Source organism: Streptomyces sp. NPDC041205, from assembly GCF_055591765.1.
This window is the reverse complement of record NZ_JBVIZH010000002.1, coordinates 1,181,282-1,206,952: the sequence shown is the minus strand read 5'-3', so window position 1 is coordinate 1,206,952 and position 25,671 is coordinate 1,181,282. Positions and strand designations below refer to the sequence as shown.

Genomic DNA, 25,671 nt, shown 5'->3' with positions numbered 1-25,671 from the left:
TCCGTGACCACACCTCTGGGGCATGATGGCCGCATGGGGAGCCTGGGTGACAGCACCCGTGTGATCGCCGGCCGTTACCGCCTCGAGGTGCGGGTGGGCCAGGGCGGCATGGGCGTCGTGTGGCGTGCGACCGACCAGCTCCTCGGCCGTCGCGTCGCCGTCAAGGAGATCACGCTCGACGAGACGCTCTCCGCCGAAGAGGCCGCGCGGCAGCGCGAGCGCACCCTGCGCGAGGCGCGTGCCGTCGCGCAGTTGCGGCATCCGCACATCATCGTCGTGCACGACGTCGTCGTCCACGACGAACGCCCTTACCTGGTCATGGAGTTGATCGAGGGCCCCACGCTGGCCCTGCGCATCGGCAGGTCGGGGCCGCTCGGCCCGCAGGCCGCCGCCCGCATCGGCCTCGACCTGCTCGGCGCCCTCGGCGTCGCGCACGCCGCGGGTGTCCTGCACCGCGACCTGAAGCCCGCCAACGTGCTCCTGGAGGAGGCCACCGGCAGGGTGGTGCTCACGGACTTCGGCATCGCGCAGGTCAGCGGGGCGACGACGCTCACGGAGAGCGGGTCGTTCGTGGGCTCGCCGGAGTACACCGCGCCGGAGCGCATGTCGGGCGAACGCACCGGCCCCGCGTCCGACCTGTGGTCGCTGGGCGCGCTGCTCGTGGCCGTGGTCAGCGGGGAGTCGCCGTTCCGGCGCGACTCGATCGGCGGGGTGCTGCACGCCGTCGTCTTCGACGAGATACGCCCGCCGCCCGCCGCTGAGCCGCTCGCTCCCCTCGTCCTCGGCCTCCTCGAACGCGACCCGGAGCGGCGCCTGGACGCGGCCGGGGCGGAGCGGCTGCTCCGCGCGTACGTCGAGACCGGCGTCATGCCGGGGCTGCCGGGCGGGGGGACGGGGGCTCGGGGTCCCGCGCTCGCATCCACTCGGGGGCGGTTGTCGGGGCGTGCGCGTGGCCGCGTGCCGGGGCGTGCGCCCGGGCGGCCGTGGGGTCGCTCGGAGGGGCGCACGGACGGTCGCTCGGAGGGCCGTGCAGCAGGCCGTTCCGGCCGTTCGGGCCGGACGTGGGGCTCTGGCCGTTCCTGGCGCTCAGGGCGCGCGGGGCCCTCGTCGGGGCATCGCCCCCTCCTCTCGCTGCTTCCCGGCCGCCATCCCCCCGGGAGCCCGCGCACACAGCGGACGCCCGCACGCCCCAGGCACCTGGACGAACCCGCCGAGCTCCTGTCCGCCCCCGCGCGCCGACGCCAGAACCGCATCATGCTGATCGCCGCCGCCCTGGTCGCGGCCGTGGCGGGCGGCGCCGTCTCGGCCGCGACGCTGCTGCTCGGGCAGGACGGCGACGGGGACGGCGGCCGGACATCGCCGCCCAGTTCGGCGTCGCCCGACACCCCGACGGACTCCGGCGGCCCGCGCCCCACGGCGACCTCGACGGTCACCAAGACCCCGGACACCGTGTCGCCCTCCACCCCCGACGCCCCCGTGGGCTACCGCCTCGCCAAGGACCCGCGCGGCTTCGCCCTCGCCGTCCCCCAGGGCTTCGCCCGCCGCACGGACGGCCCGCGCACCTTCTACGTCTCGCCGGGCGGCGCCGTCCGCATCGGCATCGAGGCGGCCGACCCCGTCCCGGGCGGCCCGCTCGCGGCGCAGCGCCGCGCCGACGCCGACGGACCCCGCGACCACCCCGGCTACCGCGACGCCGACGTCACCGCGACCACCCGCAACGGCCGCCCCGCCGCACTGTGGCAGTACACCCGGGACGGCTCCGGCGGCGAGGCGGGGGCCCGGCGCACCTACGACCTGTGCTGGCAGGAGGGCGGCCGGAGGTACGACGTGTGGGTGTCGGCACCGACGGGGCAGGCGCGGGAGGGGCGGCGGCACTTCGACACGGCGGTGGACACGTTCGTGCGGCGGTGACGTCGGCGGCGTGCGGCCGTGACGGCGAGCGGCTGTAACGGCGAGGGTGCGCGGGAGGCGGTGACGTCCAGGGGCGTGCGGAGGGTGGGAGTTCGACTCGGACGCGCCGTTACGTGCGCCTTTCCGCTCGTACGTCGCCGAAGTTCCCGGTTCCTGCATCACCCCGGTCACAACTGGGGACCCTGGCTGGAACCCGAGGTCCCCCGCACGGTACTCATGGGGGCATGAGTAACGACGGGGGAGCCTCCCACGGCCCGAACGAGACCACCAGCTACGGCCTGCAGCCACCGCAGCCCCCGCAGCAGGGTGGCGGCGGGCCGTACCCCAATCCGTACGCCCAGCCCACGCAGGTCGTACCGAATCAGCCGCGCCCCGAGACGCCCGCGCAGACCGCACCGGGCGCAGGGCCCTCGCAGCCCGCGACGCCCGCACAGCCCGGCCAGTCCGCACAGCCCGGCCGGCCCGCCCCGGACTCCCGGGCCACGGACGCGACGCGGGCCGAGCCCGGTTCCGGCCGTCTGATCGGCGGGCGCTACCGGCTGCTCTCCAAGCTCGGCCACGGCGGCATGGGCACGGTGTGGCGGGCCAAGGACGAGACGGTGGACCGCGAGGTCGCGGTCAAGGAGCCGCGGGTTCCGGACCACCTGCCGGAGCGGGAGCGCGCCAACGCCTTCGAGCGGATGCGGCGCGAGGCCCGTGCGGCGGCCCGCCTCGACCACCCGGCCGTGGTCAACGTCCACGACGTCGTCGTCGAGGACGGTCAGCCGTGGATCGTGATGGAGTTCGTGCAGGGCCGCTCGCTCGGCGCGGCGCTGCGCGAGGAGGGCACGCTCGGCGCCCGCGACGCGGCCCGGGTCGGCCTCGAAGTGCTCGGAGCCCTGGAGGCCGCGCACGCGGCGGGGGTCCTGCACCGCGACGTGAAGCCGGACAACGTGATGATCGGCAGGCACGACCGCGTCGTCCTCACCGACTTCGGCATCGCCCAGATCGAGGGCGAGACGAACCTGACGGACACCGGCGGCTTCGTCGGCTCGCCGGAGTTCATCGCCCCGGAGCGGGTCCTCGGGCAGCGCCCGGGACCGGCGTCCGACCTGTGGTCGCTGGGTGTCGTGCTCTACGCGGCGACCGAGGGCGTCTCGCCGTTCCGCCGCAACAACACGCCCGCCACGCTCCAGTCCGTCCTCAACGCCACGCCCGCCGCGCCCGCGTCCGCGCAGGGCCCGCTCGCGGACGCCATCAACGGCCTGCTGCACAAGGAACCGGCCCACCGTCCGAGCGCCGCCCAGGTCAGGGCCCTGCTCGAGGAAGCCGTCAAGCCGCCGCAGCCCCCGCAGTTGCCCGCGACGAGATTCGTGACGGCGGGCCACATGGACGGCGGGGCTCCGGCGCCGGACCGCGGCAAGGGCGTGTTCCTCGGCCGCAAGGCGCTCGTGGCCGTCGGCGGCGTCGTCGTCCTCGCGGTGGCCGCCGCGGTGGTCCTCGCGGTGAAGCCGTTCGGGGGCGACGCGGACGCGGGGAACTGGACGCAGCACGAGGAGAAGGCGCTGGGCGCGACGCTGTCCGTGCCCGAGGGCTACCGCAGGAGCAGCGACGGGGGCGCGACGCCCAAGGAGCACTGGGTCACGTTCACGGACAAGAGCGGCAGCCTCTTCGTGTCGCTGCAGCTCAGCAAGAAGTCCGAGGACGACCTCAAGTACATCGCGGGCACCTCGATGGCCGAGGCGTACGAGGACATGAAGGACCTGGACAGCGGCAGTACGGTGCTCGGCTCGCTGAGCCCGGACGAGGTGGGGTCCGGCAAGAAGACGACGCAGGGCGAGTACAAGGGCAAGCAGTCGGCCGAGAACCTGATCCCGTACACCAACAAGGAGTCCTCGATCACCTACCCGCGCGAGGCCAAGGTCTTCTACTACCGGACCACGGCGGGCGACATGTACAAGCTGTGGATCGACTACCCGGCCAAGAGCGACTTCACCGAGCGGGGGCGCGAGGTCGCGAAGAAGGCGATCGAGGGCCTGGAGATCGCGAAGCCTTGAGCCTTCGGCGGTCTTGAGCCGTCAGGAGTCCCGAGCCGTCAGGAGCCCCGAGCCGTCGGCGGCCCTCCGTGAAGGGCTGACGTCCGCTTCGGAGTTGCCGGTTGGCGCCCGAGGAACGCCCTGATCAGCGCCTTTGTCGCCAGCAGGCACTGGCAGCGAACGAAGCGGTCCGCGGGCACGTGTGCGTGCTCGGTGAAACCTCGTTACCCATGGGTACCCAAAGCGTCCGCTCAGGCATACGCTCACCGTCATGACGGACTCGCAGGCCCCCGCCACGCCCCTCGGTACGAACCCGGTCGCCCCGGCCCCCAGCGGCGCACGCACCGCCGCCGACGTGGTCACGCCGGAGCTGGTCGCCCAGCTCACCCGTGATGTGATCGGCTCGGCCCGGACCGCCAACCACACGCCGTTCACCGGCGAGAAGCTGGCCGACCTGCCCGAGTCCACCCCCGAGGACGTGGCCACCGCCTTCGAGCGGGCGCGCGCCGCGCAGATCGCCTGGTCCCGCACCCCCGTGCGCCGACGTGCCGCCGTCCTGCTGCGCTTCCACGACCTGGTGCTCCAGCGCCAGGCGGAGGCCCTCGACCTCATCCAGCTGGAGACCGGCAAGGCGCGCCTGCACGCGCACGAGGAGATCCAGGCCGTCGCCGTCGCAGCCCGGCACTACGGCCGCCGCGCCGGCGCGTACCTCAACCCCAAGCGCCACACCGGCGTCATGCCGACCCTCACCAAGGTCACCGAACTGCGCCAGCCGCGCGGCGTCGTCGGCCAGATCGCCCCCTGGAACTACCCCCTCGAACTGTCCATCGGCGACGCCCTGCCCGCCCTGGTCGCGGGCAACGCGCTGGTGATGAAGCCCGACACGGAGACCGCCCTGACGGCGCTCTGGGCCCGGGACCTGATCATCGAGGCGGGGCTTCCGGCCGAGGTCTTCCAAGTCGTGCTCGGCGAGGGCCCGGTCATCGGCCCCGAGATCGTCAAGCACGCCGACTACGTCTCCTTCACCGGCTCGACCCGCACCGGCCGCGAGGTCGCCACCGGCGCCGCCGCCCGCCTCGTCGGCGTCTCCCTCGAACTCGGCGGCAAGAACGCCATGCTGGTCCTGCACGACGCCGACGTGGAGAAGGCCGCCGCGGGCGCGGTCCGCGCCTGCTTCTCGTCCGCCGGTCAACTGTGCATCTCCATCGAGCGGTTGTACGTCCATGAGGCCATCGCCGACGCCTTCGTCGAGCGGTTCGCGGCGAAGACCAAGGCGATGCGGCTCGGCCGGTCGCTCGCGTACGGCGCCGAGATGGGCTCCCTCGTCGGCGAGCGGCAGCTCGAGGCCACCCGGCGGCACGTGGACGAGGCCGTCGCCAAGGGCGCCACGCTCGTCGCGGGCGGCGTGGCCCGGCCCGACATCGGCCCCTACTTCTACGAGCCGACCATCCTGGACGGCGTCGAGTCGCCGATGGCGGTGTGCACGGAGGAGACCTTCGGCCCGGTCGTCTCGCTCTACCGCTTCACCGACGAGAACGAGGCCGTCGAACTCGCCAACTCCACCTCCTACGGTCTGAACTCCTCGGTCTGGACGAAGGACGGCAGGCGCGGCCGCGCCCTCGCCGCCCGCCTGCGCACCGGCACCGTCAACGTCAACGAGGGCTTCGCGCCCGCCTACGGCAGCGTGCAGTCCCCGATGGGCGGCATGAAGGACTCGGGTCTCGGCCGCCGCCACGGCGCCGAGGGCATCCTCAAGTACACCGAGGCGCAGACCGTGGCCCACCAGCGGCTCATCCCGCTCGCCCCGTCCTTCGGCATGACCGACGAGAGGCACGCGGCCTTCATGACGACGAGCCTGAAGCTGATGAAGGCGCTGCGCCTGCGCTGAGCGGGTGTGGTGTCCCGCGCCCCCGCGGGGGCGCGGGGAACTGACCGCGCGACCAGCCACGGACCGCCCCGCGGATTCAAGGAGAGCCAATGCCACAGGAGAACTCTGCCCAGCGCCAGGACTCTGCCCGGCGCGAGGACAGCGACGGCTACGACTACGACGTCATCGTCATAGGCTCCGGCTTCGGCGGATCCGTGTCCGCGCTGCGGCTCACCGAGAAGGGCTATCGCGTCGCCGTCCTCGAAGCGGGCCGCCGCTTCACACGCGAGACGCTGCCGAAGAACTCCTGGGACATCAAGAACTACCTCTGGGCCCCGGCGCTCGGCCTCTACGGCATCCAACGCATCCATCTGCTCGGCAATGTGATGGTCCTGGCGGGCGCGGGCGTGGGCGGCGGATCGCTGAACTACGCGAACACGCTCTACGTACCGCCTGCGGCGTTCTTCGACGATCCGCAGTGGAAGGACATCACGGACTGGCAGGACGAGCTGCGTCCGTACTACGAGCAGGCCAAGCGGATGCTCGGCGTGCGGCTCAACCCCACGACCACCCCCTCCGACGTCCATCTCAAGGCCGCCGCGCAGGCCATGGGAGTGGGCGACAGCTTCCACATGGCGCCGGTCGGCGTCTTCTTCGGTGACGGACGGGACGCCACCGGTGAGTCAACGGCCAAGCCCGGCGGGGAAGTTCCCGACCCCTATTTCGGCGGCGCCGGACCGGCGCGGCGCGCCTGCACCGAGTGCGGCGAGTGCATGACGGGCTGCCGCCACGGCGCGAAGAACACCCTCAACGAGAACTACCTCTACCTCGCCGAGAAGGCCGGAGCCGTCATCCACCCGATGACGTCCGTCGTGGCGCTCACCGAGGACTCGCGCGGCGGCTACGCGGTGGGCACGCTGCCCACCGACAACAAACGCAAGGGCAGGGGCCGCACCTTCCGCGCCCGCCGCGTCGTCCTCGCCGCCGGCACGTACGGCACCCAGACGCTCCTGCACCGCATGAAGGACAGCCATCTGCTGCCCCGAATATCCGGCCGTCTCGGCGATCTGACCCGCACCAACTCCGAGGCCCTGGTGGGTGCCCAGACGACGGACCGCCGCTACCGCAAGCGCCACGGCGGCCTCGCGGGCGCGGGTGGCAGGGTCGACTTCACCAAGGGCGTGGCCATCACCTCGTCCATCCACCCGAACGACACGACCCACATCGAGCCCGTCCGCTACGGCAGGAAGTCCAACGCGATGGGCGGCATGACGCTGCTCCAGGTCCCGTACACCGTGAAGGGCGGCAAGGCGCGCGTCGCCGGGTGGCTCGCCAACACCGTGCGCCACCCGCTCCTGACCGTGCGCTCCCTGTCCAACCACCGCTGGTCGGAGCGCACCATCATCGGCCTGGTCATGCAGACCCTCGACAACTCCCTGACCACGTACCGCAAGGAGAAGGGCATCGGCAAGGGTCTGCTGACCGCGCGGCAGGGCCACGGCGCGCCCAATCCGGAGCAGATACCCGAGGCCACCCGCGCCGCTTCCCTCATCGCCGAGGAGATCAACGGCTTCCCCGGCTCCAACGTCGGCGAGCTGATGGGCACCCCGCTGACCGCGCACTTCCTCGGCGGCTGCCCGATCGGCGACGGCGCCGACACCGGCGTCATCGACCCCTACCACCGGCTGTACGGCCACCCCGGCATCTCCGTGGTCGACGGCGCCGCCGTCTCCGCGAACCTCGGCGTGAACCCCTCGCTCACGATCACCGCGCAGGCCGAGCGCGCCATGTCGTTCTGGCCCAACAAGGGCGACACGGACCCGCGTCCGGCCCAGGGCGCCGCGTACGCGCGGCTCGCGCCGGTCGAGCCGAAGTCCCCGACGGTCCCGGCCCACGCCTTCGGCGCGCTGCGGCTGCCGTTCCTGGGGGTGCCCGAGGTGCCGAAGAAGAAGTAGGCGGCGTACGTACGCGAAAGGACCTGCACCCCCCTCCGAGTGCAGGTCCTTCGCGTCTCGCGGTACGTCGCCTAGGCGGCGGCGTCCGAGTTCGAGCGGCGGCGTACGACGTACACCGCGCCGGCGCCCGCGACGACGGCGATGCCGCCGACGAGGCCGATGGTGGGCAGCGCGGAGCTGGAGCCGGTCTGGGCGAGGCTGCCGGTGGGCGGGATCTCCGCGACCGTCTGCTTCACCTCGTCGGCGCGGCCGCCCTGCGGCTTCTTGGCGACCGGCGGCTCGGTGACGTCCGGCCTGGGGATGGCCTCACCGGGGTGCTCGTTGTCGCTGCCGGGCTTCAGGACGGTGAAGTCGAAGAACGCGAACGCGTTGTGCTCGCAGTTCAGCTCGGAGTCCACATAGCCGCCGAGTCCGAACGCGTAGCCGTCGCCCGCCGGGGCCTTCTTGTTGATGTTCAGGCGCAGCCTGATCTCGACCTGTTCCTTGGCGGCGAGCGTCGTCGTGCCGAAGGTGACACCGCTCTCGACCTCGTCGACGATCGACTTCCAGCCCTTGGCCTCGGGGTCGTAGAACTGGATCCGGGTGTAGCTGCTCAGCCAGTCCTTCTCGTCCTCGCTCTCCGAGAAGTTGTCCGCGGCGGCCAGCCACCGGACCTTGCCGAGGTCCTCGTCGCTGGGGTTGGCCGCGATCAGCTTGAACTCGTGCCAGCCGCTGCCCGCGACGATCTTGCCGGGCAGGCCCTTGAGCTTGAGCTCCAGCTCGTTCTCGGCGTCCTCGCCGGTCTCCTCGTCGACGGCGCACTCGGTCGGCTCGTCGGTCGGCGTGGCCTCGTCGCCGGGCTCGGTGGTGTCCTCGCCGGGATCGGCGTCGTCCCCGGGCTCGGTGTCGCCGTCTCCGGGCTTCGTGTCGTCACCGGGCTTCGCGTCGCCGTCGCCCGGCTTGGTGTCGTCACCCGGCTTGGCGTCGCCGTCGCCGGGCTTCGTGTCGTCGCCGGGCTCGGCCGGGTCCTCGGGCTTCGTCGGGTCCTCGGGCTTGGTGTCGCCGTCGCCGGGCTCGGCCGGGTCCTCCGGGGCGGGGGACTCGGCCGGGGGCGTCTCGCTCGCGTTCGCGGACGGCGTGGTGTTCGCGTCCCCAGTTGCGAACGCGGCCGGTGCCGAGAGCAGTGCGACCGGGGCGATCACGGCCGTCGCCGCCGCGGCGGCCAGAGCACGGCGAAGCTTCATGAAGACCTCAGAGAGTCCGGCGCACCGCGCCCGCGCGGTACGGAGGTGGAGGCCTCCGCGGCGGGGCGCGGAAGTGGCCGTTGTTACGCATGGATGACCTGCGCGGGCCGGGAATGGTTGTCCTGGGACTCACAGAAATCTTATGTGGCGTGGGTCACAAGTTCGGGGCCCGATATGGGCTCCGGCTTGTGCGGCCGCAGTGCGGTGTCGTAGAACTTCCCCCGTTTGCAAGCGAGATGAAGCACGCTCTGGAATGGATTCTTGGGGGGCACAGTGTCCGTGCAGTCGCCGCGTGAGCCTGACGACGAGTCGTCCATACCCGACGAGGTGTGGCGCCGGTTCGAGCAGGACAGCGAGCGGGAGATCCGGGCGTCCGCGCCGAAGGAGCCGTCCGCGCGGGCGCGCATGGTCGCCGAGCGGCTGCGTCGCCTGGACGAGGAGGCGGCCAGGCGGCAGGCCGAGGGCGTCGTCGGCCGCAAGCGGCGCAAGCGCAGGGAGGAGTCCGCGCAGCCGTGGCGCCCCGACGAGTGGCGCGCCGCGCCCACGGGCGGTGTCGGGCGCCGCTCGGAGCGGTCCGAGCGGTGGCGGCAGGTGCGGAGTGTGGTGATCGTCGGGGGCTGCATGATTCTGGCGATCGCGGTCCTGAGCCCGTTCCGGTTCTGGCCGTGGCAGTGAGGGGGCGGTTCCGGGGGCGGCGGTGACTCGCTGGTTCCGGCATCGGGGGGCTTGTGCGGGCCGGGGGGCGTGCGGGCCGGGGGGCGTGCGGGCCGGCCCAGGTGTGACGTACGTCGTGTACGTGTCACGCAGCTGACCGGGTGTACCAGGGAACCACGCACGTCGATCTTCAGTCGTAGAAGAGGTGCGGGTGACTCCGCATAGACGTGCGAGGCGTGCGCGCGGCGTGATGCGCGCGGGGTGCGCCAGGGAATTGGGGGAACGGAACGTGAAGTCAGCTGTGTCGCGTGTCGTGGTGGCCGTCTCGGTCGCGGCCGCTCTGGGTCTGACCGCCGCGTGCGGTGGCGGCGACGGGGACGGGGGCGGCGACCGCGACGGCGGCAAGTCGTCGACGTCGCAGGCGAAGCCGAAGGGCCCGGGCGGCGGGTCGGGCGGGTCCGGTGCCGAGGACCCCGCGGACCGGTCCCCCGAGGCCAGGAAGCTGAAGGCGAAGGTACTCGCCGCGGGCGACCTGAAGCGGGCGGAGCTGAAGCGGTACGAGGTGACGCCCCGCGAGCGGTCGAAGCTGGAGGCCGCGTCGGACGGCGCCGCGGCGACCCCGGCCGCCTGCCGCCCGCTCTCGGACATGGCGGCCGCCGCCACCCCGCCGAAGGCCAAGGCTCACGCGGGTCGCACGGTGGCGCCGAAGAGCGTGCGCGACGACCTGGCGACGACGGACGTCGAACTGTTCGCGTACGACAGCCCGGACGGCGCGCGGAAGGCGCTGCGGGACGTGCGGTCGGCGGCGAAGTCGAAGGAGTGCGGCGCGTTCCGCGCGGGCGGTGTGCGCTACAGCGGCGTCGCGCCCAAGGCCGCGCCGGACAAGGGCGACGAGTCGGTCGCGTACAAGATCGGCAGTCGTGAGGAGCAGTTCGTCAAGCGGCACGCGGTCGTCGTGGTGCGGGACGGTTCGACGCTGGTGTCCTTCGTCGCGCGGAACTACTACGACCCGGAGGCCGTGGCGGGCGAGGAGGAGTCCCGGCAGGGTGGCGGCGGCTCGGACCTGCCCGGCTCGGACAGGGCGGACGAGGAACCCGAGGTGCCGTCGGCGGTGGTGGACGCGCAGCTGGACAAGGTGGGGTAGGCGCCGGACGAGGTGCGGTGGCCCTTCGGCTGCCGGGGCGCCGGGCTGCCGGTGGGATGAAGAGCGGTTCGATGAAAGAGCGAAGGGCCCCGCGGGACGGATCCGCGGGGCCCTTGGCTGTCAGCACCGACGTCAGGGCAGCGTCGGTGCCTCGGTGCGGCGCCGGGGGAGTGCGCCGCTGGTCGAGAGAGCCGGTGGCCGACCCGGCGCACAAGGGGCGCGCGGCTGGTGTAGACCAATGGCAATGGAGTTGTGGAAAGCGGGCTTCTGAGCCCCTCTCCCTCTACGCATCGTGGAGGATGGCCGGTTCTCCGCGCAACTGTTTCGACGACATCTTGGGGCGCAAGGCCGGAATGGACCCGGGCGGTGAGGCTGGCCGAAAAGCGCCCTTGGGTGGGCGCCAGGGAAGCGGAGGGGGCGGGGCCGCGGAAACGGCTCGGAAAGACGGAGCGGAAGCGGAACGGGAACGGAACAGGAGCAGAGCGAGAACGGGGCGGGAGTGGTGCGGGGAGAGGCGGGAACGAGGCGGGAACGGAGTGGGAAACGAGACGGGAGCGGTGCCGGAACGGGATGGCGGCCGACCGGCTCCGGGCGTCCCCGGAGCCGACCGTTCCCTGGGTGACCGGGCTGCTGTCCCCTGCCGTCCGGTCACTTCTCTGGAGCGAGGTCCCACGGCGTACACGAGTCGCGTACGCCTCATCGCTCCAGCGGAGCCACGCGTGGTTCTTGCGGCCCGCCCCTGGCTGGCACGGACATCGGGACCAACGAAGCCCGTCGGGAACCGGTCACGCGCCGTACGGGTGAGAAGGGATCCGAACTCAGTTCCGTGGCGCAGTGGTTCCGCTTTTCGCCGGGGGCGGTGAGACCGCCGACGGGGCTCGGTCGGGGGTCAGGTGGGGCCCAGGCGGGGCTCAGACGCGGCCCCGGCACAGCTCAAGGAGCGTCATGGCGAGCTGGGTGCCGGGCTTGCCGAGGGCGTCCCTGTAGTGGCTGAGGATCTCCATCTCGCGGGAGAGGTTCACGCGCCGCCCGCCGGAGCTGACGCGGGCCTCCTGGATGACGGCGGAGACGGCCATCCGTTCCTGGACGAGCCCGATGATCCGGTCGTCGAGGGCGTCGATGCGCTCGCGGGCACCGCCGATGAGCTCGGCGGCCTCGGGGGTACGGGCGCCGGTCTGCTCGGCGGGGGTGGTGGCTGCGTTCATGGTGGTGGGGCTCCTCGGTCGGGTGGCGGAGCCCCGGGGCGGCAGTGCCCGGAAACAACAGAACGCCCCGGGCCTTGTCGGCCCGGGGCGCCTGGGAAGTCGCTTGGCGTTACGTCAAGCAGCTCGACCATGGCAGCCGGCGAGCCGGATGCCATAGGTAAAGACGAAGGTCGAGTGCGAGAACATGCGCCCCAGTGTACGCACGCCCTCCCCGACGTCCACCCCACCCATCCCCAACTCCCACCAAGCCCACCGGCACCGGGTTTCCTCCTCCGTCTTGCCAAGCCCGTCGGCACCGGGATTTTCCCCCCGTCTCGCCAAGCCCCTCGGCACCGGGACCCCCCGCCTTGCCAAGCCCGGCGGGCGTGGGCATGCCCGCGCCCGCCGGGCGTACCCCTCACCCACCCCACCCCACCCCTCCACCCTCACCCCCACTCAGCCCGTCCGGCGCTTGAGGACGAGCGCGAAGCGCGACAGTCGGGCCGCCGACCGCCGGGGCCTGGAGGCCTGGGGGCCTGGGGCGCAGCCCCAGGGACGGGATGGGAAGGGGCGGAGGGGGCGAACAACCACACCAGACGCCCACCCCCCGTCCCCCCGTTAGAATCGATGAACACACCCTTTGCTCACCGCCGGAAGGCAAACCGTGCCAGTAGCGCCCCCCGCCGCCCCCGACACCGTCCTGGTCGTCGACTTCGGAGCGCAGTACGCCCAGCTCATCGCCCGCCGCGTCCGCGAGGCCCGGGTCTACAGCGAGATCGTGCCGAGCACCATGCCGGTTGCCGAGATGCTCGCCAAGAACCCCGCGGCGATCATCCTCTCCGGCGGCCCGTCCTCGGTGTACGCCGAGCAGGCCCCGTCGGTGGACCGCGCCCTCTTCGAGGCCGGCGTCCCCGTCTTCGGCATGTGCTACGGCTTCCAGCTGATGGCGACGACCCTCGGCGGCACGGTCGACAACACCGGCGCCCGGGAGTACGGCCGCACCCCCCTGCACGTCTCCAAGTCCGGCTCGACCCTCTTCGAGGGCACCCCGGACGAGCAGTCCGTGTGGATGTCGCACGGCGACGCGTGCAGCGCCGCCCCCGAGGGCTTCGCCGTCACCGCGTCCACGGACGTCGTCCCGGTCGCGGCCTTCGAGAACGACGAGAAGAAGCTGTACGGCGTCCAGTACCACCCCGAGGTCATGCACTCCACGCACGGCCAGCAGGTCCTGGAGCACTTCCTGTACCGGGGCGCGGGCCTGACCCCGTCCTGGACCACGGGCAACGTCATCGACGAGCAGGTCGCCGCGATCCAGGCCCAGGTCGGCACCAAGCGCGCCATCTGCGGCCTGTCCGGCGGCGTCGACTCCGCGGTCGCCGCGGCCCTCGTCCAGAAGGCCATCGGCTCCCAGCTGACCTGTGTGTACGTCGACCACGGCCTGATGCGCCAGGGCGAGACCGAGCAGGTCGAGAAGGACTTCGTGGCGGCCACCGGCGTCCAGCTGAAGGTCGTCGACGCGCAGGAGCGGTTCCTCTCCGCGCTCGCCGGGGTGTCCGACCCCGAGGAGAAGCGGAAGATCATCGGCCGCGAGTTCATCCGCGTCTTCGAGCAGGCCCAGGCCGAGATCGTCGCGGAGGCCCCCGGGGACCAGCCCGTCGAGTTCCTCGTCCAGGGCACGCTCTACCCCGACGTGGTCGAGTCCGGTGGCGGCACCGGCACCGCCAACATCAAGTCCCACCACAACGTGGGCGGCCTCCCCGAGGACCTCGAGTTCCAGCTCATCGAGCCGCTGCGCAAGCTCTTCAAGGACGAGGTGCGCATGGTCGGCCAGGAGCTCGGCCTGCCGGACGAGATCGTCCAGCGCCAGCCCTTCCCGGGCCCCGGCCTCGGCATCCGCATCGTCGGCGAGGTCACCCGCGAGCGCCTCGACCTGCTGCGCGAGGCCGACGCCATCGCCCGCGAGGAGCTGACCGCGGCCGGTCTGGACCGCGACATCTGGCAGTGCCCGGTCGTGCTGCTCGCCGACGTCCGCTCCGTCGGCGTCCAGGGCGACGGCCGCACCTACGGCCACCCGATCGTGCTGCGCCCGGTCTCCTCCGAGGACGCCATGACGGCCGACTGGTCCCGCCTGCCGTACGACGTGCTCGCGAAGATCTCGACCCGCATCACGAACGAGGTCGCCGACGTCAACCGCGTCGTCCTCGACGTCACGAGCAAGCCGCCGGGCACCATCGAGTGGGAGTAGTCCCCACGGTCCCGCCGGCCTCCTCGGCCTGAACGCCGGTGCCGCCGCCCACGATCCGGGCGGCGGCACCGGCGTTCTCACGTCCGCCTGGTCTTCCTCAGCGGCTGCCCCGGCTTCCAGAGCTGCACCGCCATGTACTTCTCCTCCTCGATGTACGTGCGTACGACCTCCGTCAGCTCCGTACGGAACAAGTGGAACGTCGTCGGGTCCGGCGGCTCCACCTCGTCCACGTACAGCGCGACCGTCTCCGGGTCCCGCACCTCGACCGCCCGCCCCGCGATCCGTACATCGCCGCCCGCCATCTCCGTGCCCGCCCCCGGATTCGCCTGCAGCGCGAACCTCGGATCGCGCCGCAGATCCAGTGCCTTCAACGAGTTCGGCATCATCCCGAGCCACAACTCCCCGTTCAGGAAACGCACTTCGAGCCCGGTCGTGCGTGGCGACCCGTCCTTGCGCAGCGTCGCGAGTACGTGGTGCGTGAACTGTCCGAAGCGGTCCTCGACGGTCGTCGCCAACTCGGGCTCCGCGGCCGCGAAAGCCGCCCAGTTGAAAGTCATGCGCCGAGTCTCGCGCCTCAACCCGACACGTACTGTCCTCATTCGCGCACCGTTCCCGATTCCCGCGCCGTCCCCCGCCCTCCTCTCGCGTGGCCCTCCCGGCCCCGCTCCAGACTCCCTTCACAAGAGACCCCTGTTTTCCTGCGCTGACCGGCGGTAACTTCCGCTCCGTACGGCCAGGGACGGAGGACACATGCAGGCGCCCACACCCATACCCGTCGAGCGGTTGCAGTTCGCGATGCCGCCGGCGCACGAGACGCCCGAGGGCGAGCGGCGCCACCGCAAGGAGCGTCTCGCCGCCGCTCTCAGGATCTTCGGCCGCCTCGGCTACGAGGACGGGGTGTCGGGGCACATCACCGCGCGCGACCCCGAGTACGACGACTGCTTCTGGGTGAATCCCTTCGGCATGCCCTTCGGGCACATCACCGTCGGCGACCTCGTCCTCGCCAACGCCGAGGGCCAGGTCGTCGAGGGCCGCCACCACGTCAACCAGGCCGCCTTCACCGTGCACGCGCAGGTCCACCGCGCCCGCCCCGACGCCGTCGCCGTCGCGCACTGCCACTCCACGCACGGCCGCGCCCTGGCCGCGCTCGGCGAACTCCTCGACCCCCTCACCCAGGAGTCCTGCGCCTTCTACGAGAGCCACGCCCTGTACGACGGCTACACCGGCGTCACCGTCGATGCCGAGGAAGGGCGCCTCATCGCCGCCGCGCTCGGCGACCACAAGGCCCTCGTCCTGCGCAACCACGGGCTGCTCACCGTCGGCGGCTCCGTCGACGCCGCCGCCTGGTGGTTCATCTCCATGGAGCGCTCCTGCCAGATCCAGCTCGCCGCCCGCGCCGCAGGACGCCCGGTGCTCATCGGCCACAAGCAGGCCGTCGAGACCCGTGAACAGCTCGGCGGCGACCTCGTGGCCTGGATCAACTACCAGCCGCTGTGGCAGGACATCACCCGTGCGGAGCCCGACCTGCTCACCTGACCCCACCCCGCCGCCCGCACACACGTGCCCGCCCGCGCGCGGCGTCAACCAACGCGCCGCCGGACCACCCGTGCTGACCTGACCCGCGGAACACGCACAGGCGTCCGTGCGGCACAATTCCCAAACACCGCAAGGAAGTTCACGGACGCGCGACCGAACGAAGATCCGGACGCGCGTCCCGCGGTGGCTTCGGTCAAGGGTGGGGAAGGCGGCGTACGCGGTGGCGGTGCAGGAAGCCAGGCAGGGGGCGCACGGGGGTGGCTGCGCGTGCGGCGACTCCCCGCACGGGGCGCGCGAGGGGCACCGGCGCGCCGTGGCCGCGTTCCTCGCCAAGCGCGACGAGCTCGCGGCCGGGCACGGCGTGCCCGCGGCCGTCGTCCACTCCGCGGGCGCCTCCCGCCAGTGGGTGTCGGACGAGCTGACCCAGTCCGCGCGGACCGTCGCCGAACGCGGCCGCGCCGAGGGCCAGGCCTGGCTCACCCGGCTGTGGCCGCGGACGCTCGCCGTCGTCTGGGTGGGCGTGCTGATCCTGCTGCTCGTCCAGGCCCTCACCGCCGTCGGCACGGGCTGGACCACGGCCCGCACGGCCGGGCTGCTCGCCGCGCTCGTCGTCGCCGCGGCCCTGAGCGGCGCCGCGTATCTGCACCGGGCCCGCGGCGGCGTCATCGCCCCCGTCATCGGTGAGGACAACCGGCTCTCCACCTCGCGCGCGGTGGCCGCCTGCTGGGTGCTGTTCGTCGTCTTCGCGGTGCTCGTCCTCGCGGGCGAACTCGCCGCGGCCTCCGGCCACGACGCGCGCGAGGATCTCGTCGACGGCCTCAAGCTCGCCCGCGCCGCGGGACTGGTGACCGTCCTCGCCGTCGTCTGCGGCGTCGCCGTGCTCGTACGCCGTGTCGTCGGCCTGCGCGTCCTCGCCCAGCGGCTCCAGAAGGTGCGCGCCGACCGGCCGCGCGCCGCCGACCTCCTCACCGACGACGCGGGCCGCGGCCACTTCGCCGACGTCCAGTACGTCCTCGTCACCGCCGTCGCCGTGGTCTTCGTCGCCGTCCGGCTCGCCCGCCGCCCCGAGCAACTGCCCGACCTGCCATGGGGCCTGGCCCTGTTGGTCCTCGTGTCCGCCGCGACGTACCTGGCCGGCAAGTACGCCGAAGGCGGCAGGCCCGTCATCCTCTCCGTCGTCCGCTCCCGCGAGGCGGGCGACCTGGACGCCCCGATCCGCACCGGCGACGACATCGAGATCCGCGGCGCCGGCTTCGTCCCGCCCGGCGCGGGCAGCGCCGACCGCCTTGCCCGGATGGCCGTCCGCATCGGCACCGTCCACGTCCATGTGCCCCTCGTCCCCGTCCCCGGCGGCTTCACCAACCCCACGGACGCCGTCCTGACCGTCCCCGTGCCCGTCGACGTCGAGCCCGGCCGCGTCGACGTCCAGGTGGTCACCGCCGCGGGCGTCGAGACCAACCGCTGCACCATCGACGTCACCGACTGACCGGCCCGCACCACCACCCCCGCCACCCGCCGCACCTCTCCCCGCACACCTCGCCCGGCCACCCGGACCGCTCCGAATGGACGCATGCGCATCCCCCTCCCGAGTCCCCCGGAACCCCGCCCCCTCCGCGGTCTCCCGGAAGCCGTCGAGGAATCCGCCGCACGCCACTGAGCAGCGGCTCCCTCTCGTACGTATGGTCAGTTGACGGGGCAACGGGCGAGGCGCGGGAGAGGCGGCGGACAACCATGGCTCACGGCATGCGCACGGACAGCCACACCAGCTACGCCAGGCGGAACGACTGGCGCGACAACGCCACCCGATACGCCCTGCTCCCCCTGCGGGTCTTCCTCGGCGTCACCTTCATCTACGCGGGCCTCGACAAGATCACCGACAGCGCCTTCATGAAGGCGAAGGGCGTCGGGTCCATCGGCGAGACCATGCGCGGCGTCCGCGACCTCGCCGCCTTCCCCGAGCTCGTCGACCTGGCCCTGAAGAGCCCCGTCGGCTTCGGCTACGCCATCGCCTTCGGTGAACTCGCCGTCGGCATCGGCATCCTGATCGGCTTCTTCGCCCGGATCGCCGCGCTCGGCGGCGCCCTGATCTCCCTCAGCCTCTGGCTGACCATGAGCTGGCACGAAGAGCCCTACTACTACGGCAACGACCTTCCGTACCTGATGGCCTGGCTGCCCCTGATCCTCGCCGGCGCGTCCTACCTCTCCGTCGACGCCTGGCTCGCCGAGCGCCGCAGCTCCAGAGGACTGGGGCTGGGCTAGGGCTGCCTGAGGCCGAGACCGAGACCGAGATCGAAGCCGAGGCCGAGACCGAAGCCGGGCTGGGCCTGTCCGAGGCTCGCCTAGGGCCTGTCCGAGGGCGCGCCGGAGCCGCTGGACGGTGCCTTTTCCTCGGCGCTCGCCGGGGTGCCGGTGGCCGCCGGGGCCTCCGGGCTGTCCGGAGCGGGCCCGGCCGCCGGACGGCTCGGGTCCTTCGCCCGGGGTCGCCGGGCCTTGCGTATGCCATGGGCCACGGCCGCCGTCGCCGCCGCGAGGAACAGACCTCCCACCACGATCGGGATCATCACGAACCACGGGGTGTCCCACAGCCCGCCCGCGTCGCCCGCGAACACCAGGCCGGCCGCCGCCAGGAAGAAGCCCGCCACCAGCCTGCCGGGCTGGAACTCATGACGCAGCACGTGCCACCTCCACCTGTCCGACGCCGACTTCGAGCCGCAGCTCGATCGTGCCGCCGTCCTTCGCGCCCCGCGGCGGGGCCAGGGTCGCCGACTTCTCCTTGCCCGGCTCCACGTCCACGTCCTTGCTCTTGTCGTCCGGCAACTGGATGTCGCCGACACCCACCTCGGCCCGCAGCCGCACCTCGGCGTCGCTCGGCACGATCACCTTCAGGCGGCCCGCGCCGACTTCCGCGCTCGTGCTCACCGTCTGGTCCTTGCCGAGGTCGATCCGGCTCAGGTCCAGCGTGCCCACGCCCGTGCCCATCTCGTACGTCGGACGGACGTCCGCCGTGGCGGCCGGACGCCAGTCCGTGCGTATCCAGTCCGTGGTGATGTTCTTCGGCAGGGCGGCGGCGCCGGCGACCAGGCCCGCTGTGATCACCGCGAGGACGATCGACCCCGCGCCCGTGCGCCCGAGGAAGGAGCTGACCGCGATGCCGAGCCCGAGCACGGCGAGCGCGCAGGCCAAGCCGGTCTGCAGGCTGGTGCCGAGCGGCTCGTCCTCCCAGGTCAGAGACGAGCCGAGACAGCCCGCGAGCACGGCGGCGAGGAACACCCAGCCGCCGAGCCAGCGCGGCCCACGCGGGCCGGTCGGCTCGGGGGCGGGGCTGCGCCGGCCCGCGGGGGAGTGCGGAGCGTCCGGCCGATACTCCACCGCGACCGGGTCCGGGCCCCAGAAGTACTTCGGCATCCCCTCCGGGCCCGTGCCCTTCGTGAGGGGGTCGCGCCACCACGACGGGCCGCTCGCCACCGGCGGCGCCAGGGTCTCGGGGGGCGCGTCCGCCACGGCCTGGACCGCCACCGGGTCGGGGTCGGGAGCGCCGCGGTGCTGCGACCAGTACCCCGCGCCCGCGAGCAGCAGGGCGAGGACGGCGGCGAAGGTCAGCGCGTCGCTGTTGTTCAGCAGGGTCAGGAACACACCGCAGCCCACCAGGGCGAACAGCACGGCCGTCAGCGCGTGGCCGTCGACGCGGCCGGTCAGGAGGCGGCGCACCTCGTTCTCGTCCTCGTCGTCGTACGGCACGAACAGCCACGCGAAGCCGTAGAAGACCAGACCGAGACCGCTGGTGATCGCGAGCACCGCGAGGCCGATGCGGAAGATCACCGGGTCCATCTGGCAGTGCCGCCCGAGGCCCGCGCACACGCCGCCCAGCTTGCGGTGCCGGCGGTCGCGGCGGAGCTTGGGCTCGCGCACGGCCTCCGGACCGCCCGGCTCCGCGGCCGTGGCGGTGGCGGTCTCGTGCGGCGGGGCCGACGGGCCCGACGCGGGCTGCTGATCTGTCATGAGTCCATGGTGACGGCCAGGCGCCCGCCGCGGCAGCCGGGACAACCCTGGCCCAACCCTGAAATCGTCCCTGACCGCCCCGGAGCCCACAGCCCTGACCCCGGCCCCGGGCCGGCCCGGGAAGCCCGTGCGGGAGCCCCGGCGGACCGGCCGGGAGATCAGCGGCGGGTCGGTCGGAAACGCGGCGGCGCACCGGCCGGGGGACCGGCGCAGGACCGACAGGGGACCGGCGCCGGACCGGCCGAGAGATCAGGGGAGTGCCGAGAGATCAGGGGAGTCTCGGGGCTCGACCCTGATGCCCCCGCACGCGCCCGCGTGTGAACATCGGACACATGCCGGAAGCCGCAGCTGTACCCATCGAAGACGAGCGGCCGCTGCGGAAGCTCTATCGCAGCGGTGAGGGCCGCCTGCTCGGCGGGGTCGCGCGCGGCCTCGCGGGCCATCTCGGGCTGCCCGTGATCTGGGTGCGGATCATCTTCATCGGCCTGTTCCTCGACAACGGCCTGGGCGCGCTGCTTTACGCGGCGTTCTGGTTCTTCGTGCCCCTGGGCGTCGGCGGTGTCGGCGGCGCCCAGCGACCGGCCGTGGTGTCCACCGAGACGTCCCCGGACGGCCGCCGCAAGCTGGTCGCCCGCAAGCCGGACAAGGGCCAGATCGTCGCGCTGGCCGCGATGGTCATCATCGTCATGGTCTTCGTCGGCAGCGTCGACCTGGAAGGCCCGACGCAGGCCTATCTCTGGCCGACCCTGCTCGTCGCCGCCGGTGTCGCACTGGTCTGGCGCCAGGCGGACAACGCCCGCAGGGCCCGCTGGATGGAGGTCGGCCGCAGACGGCGCACGCTGACGATCGCCCGGACCGCAGCCGGAGTGGTCCTCGTCGGCGTGGGCGTGTCCGGCATCTTCGTCCTGCGGGGCTCCGCGTCCGACCTCGGCGCCGCGCTCCAGGCGGCGCTCGCCGTGCTCGTCGGGATCGCGCTGCTCGCGGGCCCCTATCTCGTGCGGATGTCGCAGGACCTCTCCGAGGAGCGGCTGATGCGCATCCGCGCCCAGGAGCGCGCGGAGGTCGCCGCGCACGTGCACGACTCGGTGCTGCACACCCTGACCCTGATCCAGCGCAACGCGGACAGTCCGGGCGAGGTCCGCCGCCTCGCCCGCGCCCAGGAGCGCGACCTGCGCGCCTGGCTGTACAAGCCGGAGGGCACCGGCAAGGACGAGGCGGAGGAGCCCGACACCCTCGCCGAGGCCGTGCGCCGCAGCGCCGCGGAGGTCGAGGACAAGCACGGCGTCCCGATCGAGGTGGTCGTCGTCGGGGACTGCCCGCTCGACGAGGGGCTGACGGCGCAGATGCAGGCCGCGCGGGAAGCGATGGTGAACGCCGCCAAGTACGGTGGCGAGGGCGGTGCGGTGCAGGTCTTCGCCGAAGTCGAGGGGGAGACGGTCTTCGTGTCCGTGCGGGACCGCGGCCCGGGCTTCGATCTGGACGCGGTGCCGGACGACCGCATGGGCGTACGAGAATCGATCATCGGCCGCATGCAGCGGAACGGCGGTACGGCGCGGTTGCGCGCGGTGCCGGGCGGGGGCACGGAAGTCGAGCTGGAGATGGAGAGGACGGCGGCGACATGAGCGACGCGACCGAAGAGGGCGGACCGACGGAGGCCGACGTCCAGCGGGGCGGCGAGGCGGGCGGGGCCGGGCGGCGCGTGCGGGTCGTCCTGGTCGACGACCACCGGATGTTCCGCACCGGCGTGCAGGCGGAGATCGGTCAGACGGAGCGCACGGGCGTCGAGGTGGTCGGCGAGGCCGCCGACGTCGACCAGGCGGTCACGGTCATCACGGCGACGCGCCCCGAGGTGGTGCTCCTCGACGTGCACCTGCCGGGCGGCGGCGGGGTCGAAGTTCTGCGCCGGTGCGCGCCGTTGATGGCGGATGCGGAGAACCCGGTGCGGTTCCTCGCGCTGTCGGTGTCGGACGCCGCGGAGGACGTCATCGGGGTCATCCGCGGCGGCGCCCGCGGCTATGTCACCAAGACGATCACCGGCACGGACCTGGTCGACTCGATCTTCCGGGTCCAGGAGGGCGACGCGGTGTTCTCGCCGCGGCTCGCCGGTTTCGTCCTGGACGCGTTCGCGTCGACGGACGCGGCGCCGGTCGACGAGGACCTGGACCGTCTCACGCAGCGCGAGCGCGAGGTGCTGCGGCTCATCGCCCGCGGGTACGCGTACAAGGAGATCGCCAAGCAGCTCTACATCTCCGTGAAGACGGTCGAGTCCCATGTCTCGGCGGTGCTGCGCAAGCTCCAGCTCTCCAACCGGCACGAGCTGACGCGGTGGGCGACGGCGCGGCGCCTGGTCTGACGGCGGTCGGCTCGCACCACGGCAAGGTCGGGCTCGCACCACGGCGGGGCGGGCTCACCCCACCCGCGTCGCCCCGGCGAACGGCATCTGGTCGATGGGTGCGAGGCGGACCGGCGCGCTCGGGTTCGGGGCGTGGATCATCTTGCCGTCGCCGACGTAGAGGCCGACGTGGCTGATGCCCGAGTAGAAGAACACCAGGTCGCCCGGCTGGAGTTCGGCGCGGGAGACGCGCCGTCCCGCGTCGATCTGGGCGTATGTCGTGCGCGGCAGGGAGACGCCCGCGGCGCGGTACGCGGCCTGGGTGAGGCCGGAGCAGTCGAAGGCGCTCGGGCCGGTGGCGCCCCAGACGTAGGGGCTGCCGAGGGCCTTGTAGGCGTACGAGACGGCCGCCGCGGCGCGGGAGCCGACGGCCTTCGAGGCGCCCGGCGCGGGACCGCGGGAGGCGACGCGCGAGGCCCGGTCGGAGTCCCCGCCCGCTCCGTCCGCGGCGAGGCGGGCGCGCTCCTCGCGGGTCAGCCGCGCGAGCAGCCGCTTGGCCTCGGCGAGCTTGCCCGTCACGGTCTTCTTGTGCTTCCGCAGGTCCGCCTGGCGGGACTTGAGGTCGTCGAGCGTGCCGTCCGCCTCGGTGTGCAGCTGGTCGAGCTCACGGATCTGGTGGCGTACGTCGGTGACGGTGGCGGCCTGGCGGTGGCCCGCGCGGTCGGCGCGAGAGGCCCGGTCGAGGAACTGGTCCGGGTCGGAGGAGAGCGCCAACTGCACCGACGGGTCGATGGCTCCGGTGCGGTACTGCGCGGTGGCCAGTGAACCAAGGCCCTGGCGGGCCGTGTTGAGCTTCTCGGTCCTGCGGGCCGCCTCGTCGCGCAGGTCGGTCAGGGACCGCTCGGCCTTGTCGGCCTTCTCCTTGGCACCGTTGTACTTCTCGGTGGCGACCTCGGCCTCGCGGTAGAGCTCGTCGACCTTGTCCTTCACCTCGCTGGGAGTGAGCCGGGGCTCCGCGTGTCCGATGCCCTCGAAGGCGGTCGCGGTGGCGGCCGACGCGAGGGCGAGGGTGGCGGCCGTACGGGCCGTATGGCCGCTGAGCGAGCGCTGCTTGGGCTTGCGGTGCGCTGCCACGGAGGCTCCACGTCCTTCCTTGTGGCCGGGGCCCCCACCGGTGCCGCCGAGCCTGACGCCGCTGCGGTGCCGGTCCGACGGCGCTCGCACAGGGGAGCGGGACGCCGTCGGACTTTCTCGGCGGAGGTGGCCGACTGCCGCCCCTGACGGGGTGGTGGTGGGGAGTCGGTCACCTGGCAGAGGACGCTAAACCTGACTGTCACCGCTTCGTGACCCGATGTGCGCTAACGACGGATGAGTGCCGAGGAGTGAACGGATTCGAGCGGCGCGGCCGGGGTGCGGTGGCGGGTTTCGCGGCGCGCGTGACCGATGTGGCGTTTGTGGCCCGCCTTCTCGGTGGTGGGTGATACGGCGCCGCTCGGTGACGGACGCCGCGGCCCCGGCGACCGGGACGACTGCCCGGCCCCGCCCGCCCCGCCTGGCCCCGCCCGCCCCGCCTGGCCCCGCCCGCCCCGCCTGGCCCCGCCGGGACCGACTGGACCCGCCCGGCTCGCGCCGAGCGCCGGGAATTAGGCTCCGCCCCATGGACGTACTCATCCATCTCTTCGTCGGCCTGCACATCATCGGCATCGCCTCGCTCCTGGGCGGCTTCCTGACCCAGATGAAGGCGATGGGCGAGGGCACGGCCCGGTTCAGCCCCGCGATGCTGCACGGCGCGTTGACCATGTTGATCACCGGAGTCGCCCTCGTCGGGTTGAACCAGGCGGACGACAACACGGTCAACAACCTCAAGATCGGCATCAAGCTCGCGCTGCTGATCGTGATTCTCGGGCTCGTGTACGTGAAGCGGGACGAGGAGAAGGTCGACAAGGGGATGTTCGGGGCGGTCGGTGGCCTCACGACGGCGAACATCTTCATCGCGGTGCTCTGGACGTGACCGCCGCCCTCCGACAGGTCTGACAGGTCTGGACAGGTCCGACAGGTCCGACACGAATTGCCCCGCACGCGCGCGTGCGGGGCAATTTCGTAGCTCTACGTAGACAGCGATTACGTGCGCAGAGGGTTAACGGTTCACGCGGGCCGGACCACGCTGTGGATCGGCATGTAGTAGATCGACTCGACGCGGACGTTCGCGCCCGGCTTCGGGGCGTGGATCATCTTGCCGTCGCCGATGTAGATCCCGACGTGACTGATGTCGTCGTAGAAGAAGACCAGGTCACCGGGCTTGGCCTGGGAGGTCGGCACGGTCGTGCCGACCTTCACCTGGTCCCAGGTGGTGCGCGGCAGCGAGATCCCGGCGGTCTTCCAGGCCGCCTGCGTGAGCCCGGAGCAGTCGTAGGAGCCGGGCCCCGTGGCGCCCCACACGTAGGGCTTGCCCATCTGCTTCTCGGCGAAGGCGATCACCTTCGCGGCCTTGGCCGCGTATCCGCTGCCCGCACCCGAGCCGGAACCCGTGTCCGAGCCCGAGCCCGCCCCGGAGCCGCTGTCCGCCCCGGAGTCCGAGCCGGACCCCGAGCCCTGCTCCTGCCCCTGCTCACGCTCCCGCTCGCGGCGCTCGGCGGCCTCCTTGGCCTTCCGCTCGCGCTCCTCCGCGGCCTGCTTGCGCGCCAGCTCGGCCGCCTTGCGCTTGGCGGCCTCCTCCTTGCGCTTCTCGATCGCCGCGAGCCGCGCCTTCTCCTCGGCGGTCAGCTTCGACAGGAGCGAGCGGGCCTCGGTCAGCTTGGTCTGGACGGTCCGCTTGCTCGACCGGAGGTCGTCGCGCGAGTCCTGCAGCGACTTCAGGCTCTTCGTGGCCTTCGTGCGCTGCTTGGTCGCCGCGACCTGCTGGGTCTGGTAGTCGTCGACGGCCTTCTTCTGGCGGCTGGTGAGCCGGTCCGCGAGGTGGTTCTGGTCGAAGAAGCCCTTGGGGTCGTCGGCGAGCATCATCGCGGCGGTCTCGGAGACGGCGCCGGTGCGGTACTGCGCGGCGGCGAAGGAGCCGAGCTCCTGCCGTGCCTCGTTCAGCCGGTCCGTGCGTTTGGCCACGTCGTCCAGGAGCCGGTCGGCCTTCTTGCGCTGCTTGTCGGTGCGCTCCTTGGCCGAGTTGTACTTCTGCGTGGCCACTCCGGCCTGCTGGTAGAGGTCGTCGACCTTCTTCTGGACCTCTTCGAGGCTCGGCTTGCCAGGCTCGGCGGGGGCGGCCGGCGCGGCGTTCGCGCTCTGCGACAGCAGGGCCACCGACGTCAGGGCGGCCGTCGTGATGCCGAGGGCCGGGGTCGTGCGTATGAGGGCTGAGCGGCTGCGCGGCTTGCGGTGCGACGCCAAAGCTGGCGACTCCTTCCGTGGACCGCCTACCGGGTTAGCTGTCGGGTTCGGGCGGGTGCTCCGGAAGGCTGCCCTACCGCTGCGTACGTCGTACGGAGCGGATTCACCCCAAAGAACATGGTGGGTCCCCGGCTCCGAACACGTCGGACTCGGCGGAGGCCGCGCGTGACCGGCGGGGATCGCCGGTGGGGGGACGTGCGGCCCGCGCAGCACGCTAGCCAACTCCCG

The 25,671-nt window shown here is 72.6% G+C and carries 20 protein-coding genes and 1 riboswitch; of the genes, 13 read left to right on the top strand and 7 right to left on the bottom strand.

Annotated features, from left to right (window positions below; all coding sequences use genetic code 11):
* The first annotated feature begins 33 nt into the window (after positions 1 to 33).
* From ACZ6BG_RS12305 to ACZ6BG_RS12290, 4 genes are all read left to right on the top strand, one after another.
* On the top strand, positions 34 to 1,911 hold the full coding sequence (locus tag ACZ6BG_RS12305) for a serine/threonine-protein kinase (RefSeq protein WP_468999818.1): 1,878 nt from the start codon (positions 34 to 36) through the stop codon (positions 1,909 to 1,911).
* A 224-nt stretch (positions 1,912 to 2,135) separates the two neighbouring features.
* On the top strand, positions 2,136 to 3,947 hold the full coding sequence (locus ACZ6BG_RS12300; RefSeq protein ID WP_468999817.1) for a serine/threonine-protein kinase: 1,812 nt from the start codon (positions 2,136 to 2,138) through the stop codon (positions 3,945 to 3,947).
* 250 nt (positions 3,948 to 4,197) lie between these two features.
* Entirely contained in the window at positions 4,198 to 5,814 is a 1,617-nt protein-coding gene (locus ACZ6BG_RS12295) for a succinic semialdehyde dehydrogenase (protein ID WP_468999816.1), read from the top strand.
* Positions 5,815 to 5,903: 89 nt separating this feature from the next.
* Entirely contained in the window at positions 5,904 to 7,748 is a 1,845-nt protein-coding gene (locus ACZ6BG_RS12290) for a GMC family oxidoreductase N-terminal domain-containing protein (RefSeq protein WP_468999815.1), read from the top strand.
* A 71-nt stretch (positions 7,749 to 7,819) separates the two neighbouring features.
* Here the strand turns inward: ACZ6BG_RS12290 and ACZ6BG_RS12285 are convergent, their stop codons facing one another.
* On the bottom strand, positions 7,820 to 8,971 hold the full coding sequence (locus ACZ6BG_RS12285; protein WP_468999814.1) for an LPXTG cell wall anchor domain-containing protein: 1,152 nt from the start codon (positions 8,969 to 8,971) through the stop codon (positions 7,820 to 7,822).
* Positions 8,972 to 9,250: 279 nt separating this feature from the next.
* Between ACZ6BG_RS12285 and ACZ6BG_RS12280 the strand changes: the two genes are divergently transcribed.
* Positions 9,251 to 9,646, top strand: coding sequence for a hypothetical protein (locus ACZ6BG_RS12280; RefSeq protein ID WP_468999813.1), 396 nt, complete (start codon positions 9,251 to 9,253; stop codon positions 9,644 to 9,646).
* Positions 9,647 to 9,914: 268 nt separating this feature from the next.
* Positions 9,915 to 10,769: a hypothetical protein gene (locus tag ACZ6BG_RS12275; RefSeq protein WP_468999812.1), complete on the top strand. Its 855-nt coding sequence runs from the start codon at positions 9,915 to 9,917 to the stop codon at positions 10,767 to 10,769.
* 911 nt (positions 10,770 to 11,680) lie between these two features.
* On the opposite strand, the gene ACZ6BG_RS12270 is transcribed toward ACZ6BG_RS12275, so the two are convergent.
* Positions 11,681 to 12,019, bottom strand: coding sequence for a chorismate mutase (locus ACZ6BG_RS12270; RefSeq protein WP_469000253.1), 339 nt, complete (start codon positions 12,017 to 12,019; stop codon positions 11,681 to 11,683).
* Positions 12,020 to 12,617: 598 nt separating this feature from the next.
* Between ACZ6BG_RS12270 and guaA the strand changes: the two genes are divergently transcribed.
* The gene (gene guaA / locus ACZ6BG_RS12265; RefSeq protein ID WP_468999811.1) at positions 12,618 to 14,198 is read left to right on the top strand and encodes a glutamine-hydrolyzing GMP synthase; all 1,581 of its coding nucleotides are present in this window, start codon (positions 12,618 to 12,620) and stop codon (positions 14,196 to 14,198) included.
* Positions 14,199 to 14,275: 77 nt separating this feature from the next.
* Here guaA and ACZ6BG_RS12260 read toward each other — a convergent pair whose 3' ends face one another.
* The gene (locus tag ACZ6BG_RS12260) at positions 14,276 to 14,755 is read right to left on the bottom strand and encodes a pyridoxamine 5'-phosphate oxidase family protein (protein WP_468999810.1); all 480 of its coding nucleotides are present in this window, start codon (positions 14,753 to 14,755) and stop codon (positions 14,276 to 14,278) included.
* A gap of 193 nt (positions 14,756 to 14,948) precedes the next feature.
* On the opposite strand from ACZ6BG_RS12260, the gene ACZ6BG_RS12255 reads away from it, so the two are divergent.
* The 3 genes from ACZ6BG_RS12255 to ACZ6BG_RS12245 all read left to right on the top strand — a co-directional run bounded on the left by ACZ6BG_RS12255 (position 14,949) and on the right by ACZ6BG_RS12245 (position 17,993).
* The gene (locus ACZ6BG_RS12255; protein ID WP_468999808.1) at positions 14,949 to 15,734 is read left to right on the top strand and encodes a class II aldolase/adducin family protein; all 786 of its coding nucleotides are present in this window, start codon (positions 14,949 to 14,951) and stop codon (positions 15,732 to 15,734) included.
* A 220-nt stretch (positions 15,735 to 15,954) separates the two neighbouring features.
* Positions 15,955 to 17,220 carry a hypothetical protein gene (locus ACZ6BG_RS12250; RefSeq protein ID WP_468999807.1) on the top strand — a complete coding sequence of 422 codons (1,266 nt, stop codon included), beginning with the start codon at positions 15,955 to 15,957 and terminating at the stop codon, positions 17,218 to 17,220.
* Between the two features lie 245 nt (positions 17,221 to 17,465).
* Positions 17,466 to 17,993 carry a DoxX family protein gene (locus ACZ6BG_RS12245; protein ID WP_468999806.1) on the top strand — a complete coding sequence of 176 codons (528 nt, stop codon included), beginning with the start codon at positions 17,466 to 17,468 and terminating at the stop codon, positions 17,991 to 17,993.
* Positions 17,994 to 18,073: 80 nt separating this feature from the next.
* On the opposite strand, the gene ACZ6BG_RS12240 is transcribed toward ACZ6BG_RS12245, so the two are convergent.
* The gene (locus ACZ6BG_RS12240) at positions 18,074 to 18,409 is read right to left on the bottom strand and encodes a hypothetical protein (protein WP_468999805.1); all 336 of its coding nucleotides are present in this window, start codon (positions 18,407 to 18,409) and stop codon (positions 18,074 to 18,076) included.
* Entirely contained in the window at positions 18,396 to 19,733 is a 1,338-nt protein-coding gene (locus tag ACZ6BG_RS12235) for a PspC domain-containing protein (protein ID WP_468999804.1), read from the bottom strand. Before ACZ6BG_RS12235 ends, ACZ6BG_RS12240 begins: the two co-directional genes overlap by 14 nt.
* 332 nt (positions 19,734 to 20,065) lie before the next feature.
* Here ACZ6BG_RS12235 and ACZ6BG_RS12230 point away from each other — a divergent pair, with 332 nt between their 5' ends.
* Both ACZ6BG_RS12230 and ACZ6BG_RS12225 read left to right on the top strand, forming a co-directional pair.
* On the top strand, positions 20,066 to 21,355 hold the full coding sequence (locus ACZ6BG_RS12230) for a PspC domain-containing protein (RefSeq protein WP_468450810.1): 1,290 nt from the start codon (positions 20,066 to 20,068) through the stop codon (positions 21,353 to 21,355).
* A complete protein-coding gene (locus ACZ6BG_RS12225; protein WP_468999802.1) occupies positions 21,352 to 22,086 on the top strand; it encodes a LuxR C-terminal-related transcriptional regulator in 735 nt (244 codons plus the stop codon). The genes ACZ6BG_RS12230 and ACZ6BG_RS12225 overlap by 4 nt, the downstream gene beginning before the upstream one ends.
* A gap of 54 nt (positions 22,087 to 22,140) precedes the next feature.
* Here ACZ6BG_RS12225 and ACZ6BG_RS12220 read toward each other — a convergent pair whose 3' ends face one another.
* Positions 22,141 to 23,199 carry a C40 family peptidase gene (locus tag ACZ6BG_RS12220; RefSeq protein WP_468999801.1) on the bottom strand — a complete coding sequence of 353 codons (1,059 nt, stop codon included), beginning with the start codon at positions 23,197 to 23,199 and terminating at the stop codon, positions 22,141 to 22,143.
* A gap of 523 nt (positions 23,200 to 23,722) precedes the next feature.
* Between ACZ6BG_RS12220 and ACZ6BG_RS12215 the strand changes: the two genes are divergently transcribed.
* Positions 23,723 to 24,076: a hypothetical protein gene (locus ACZ6BG_RS12215; RefSeq protein WP_385711926.1), complete on the top strand. Its 354-nt coding sequence runs from the start codon at positions 23,723 to 23,725 to the stop codon at positions 24,074 to 24,076.
* A gap of 134 nt (positions 24,077 to 24,210) precedes the next feature.
* Here the strand turns inward: ACZ6BG_RS12215 and ACZ6BG_RS12210 are convergent, their stop codons facing one another.
* The gene (locus ACZ6BG_RS12210) at positions 24,211 to 25,443 is read right to left on the bottom strand and encodes a C40 family peptidase (RefSeq protein ID WP_468450816.1); all 1,233 of its coding nucleotides are present in this window, start codon (positions 25,441 to 25,443) and stop codon (positions 24,211 to 24,213) included.
* A gap of 8 nt (positions 25,444 to 25,451) precedes the next feature.
* Positions 25,452 to 25,608, bottom strand: a riboswitch (cyclic di-AMP (ydaO/yuaA leader).
* Between the last annotated feature and the right edge of the window lie 63 nt (positions 25,609 to 25,671).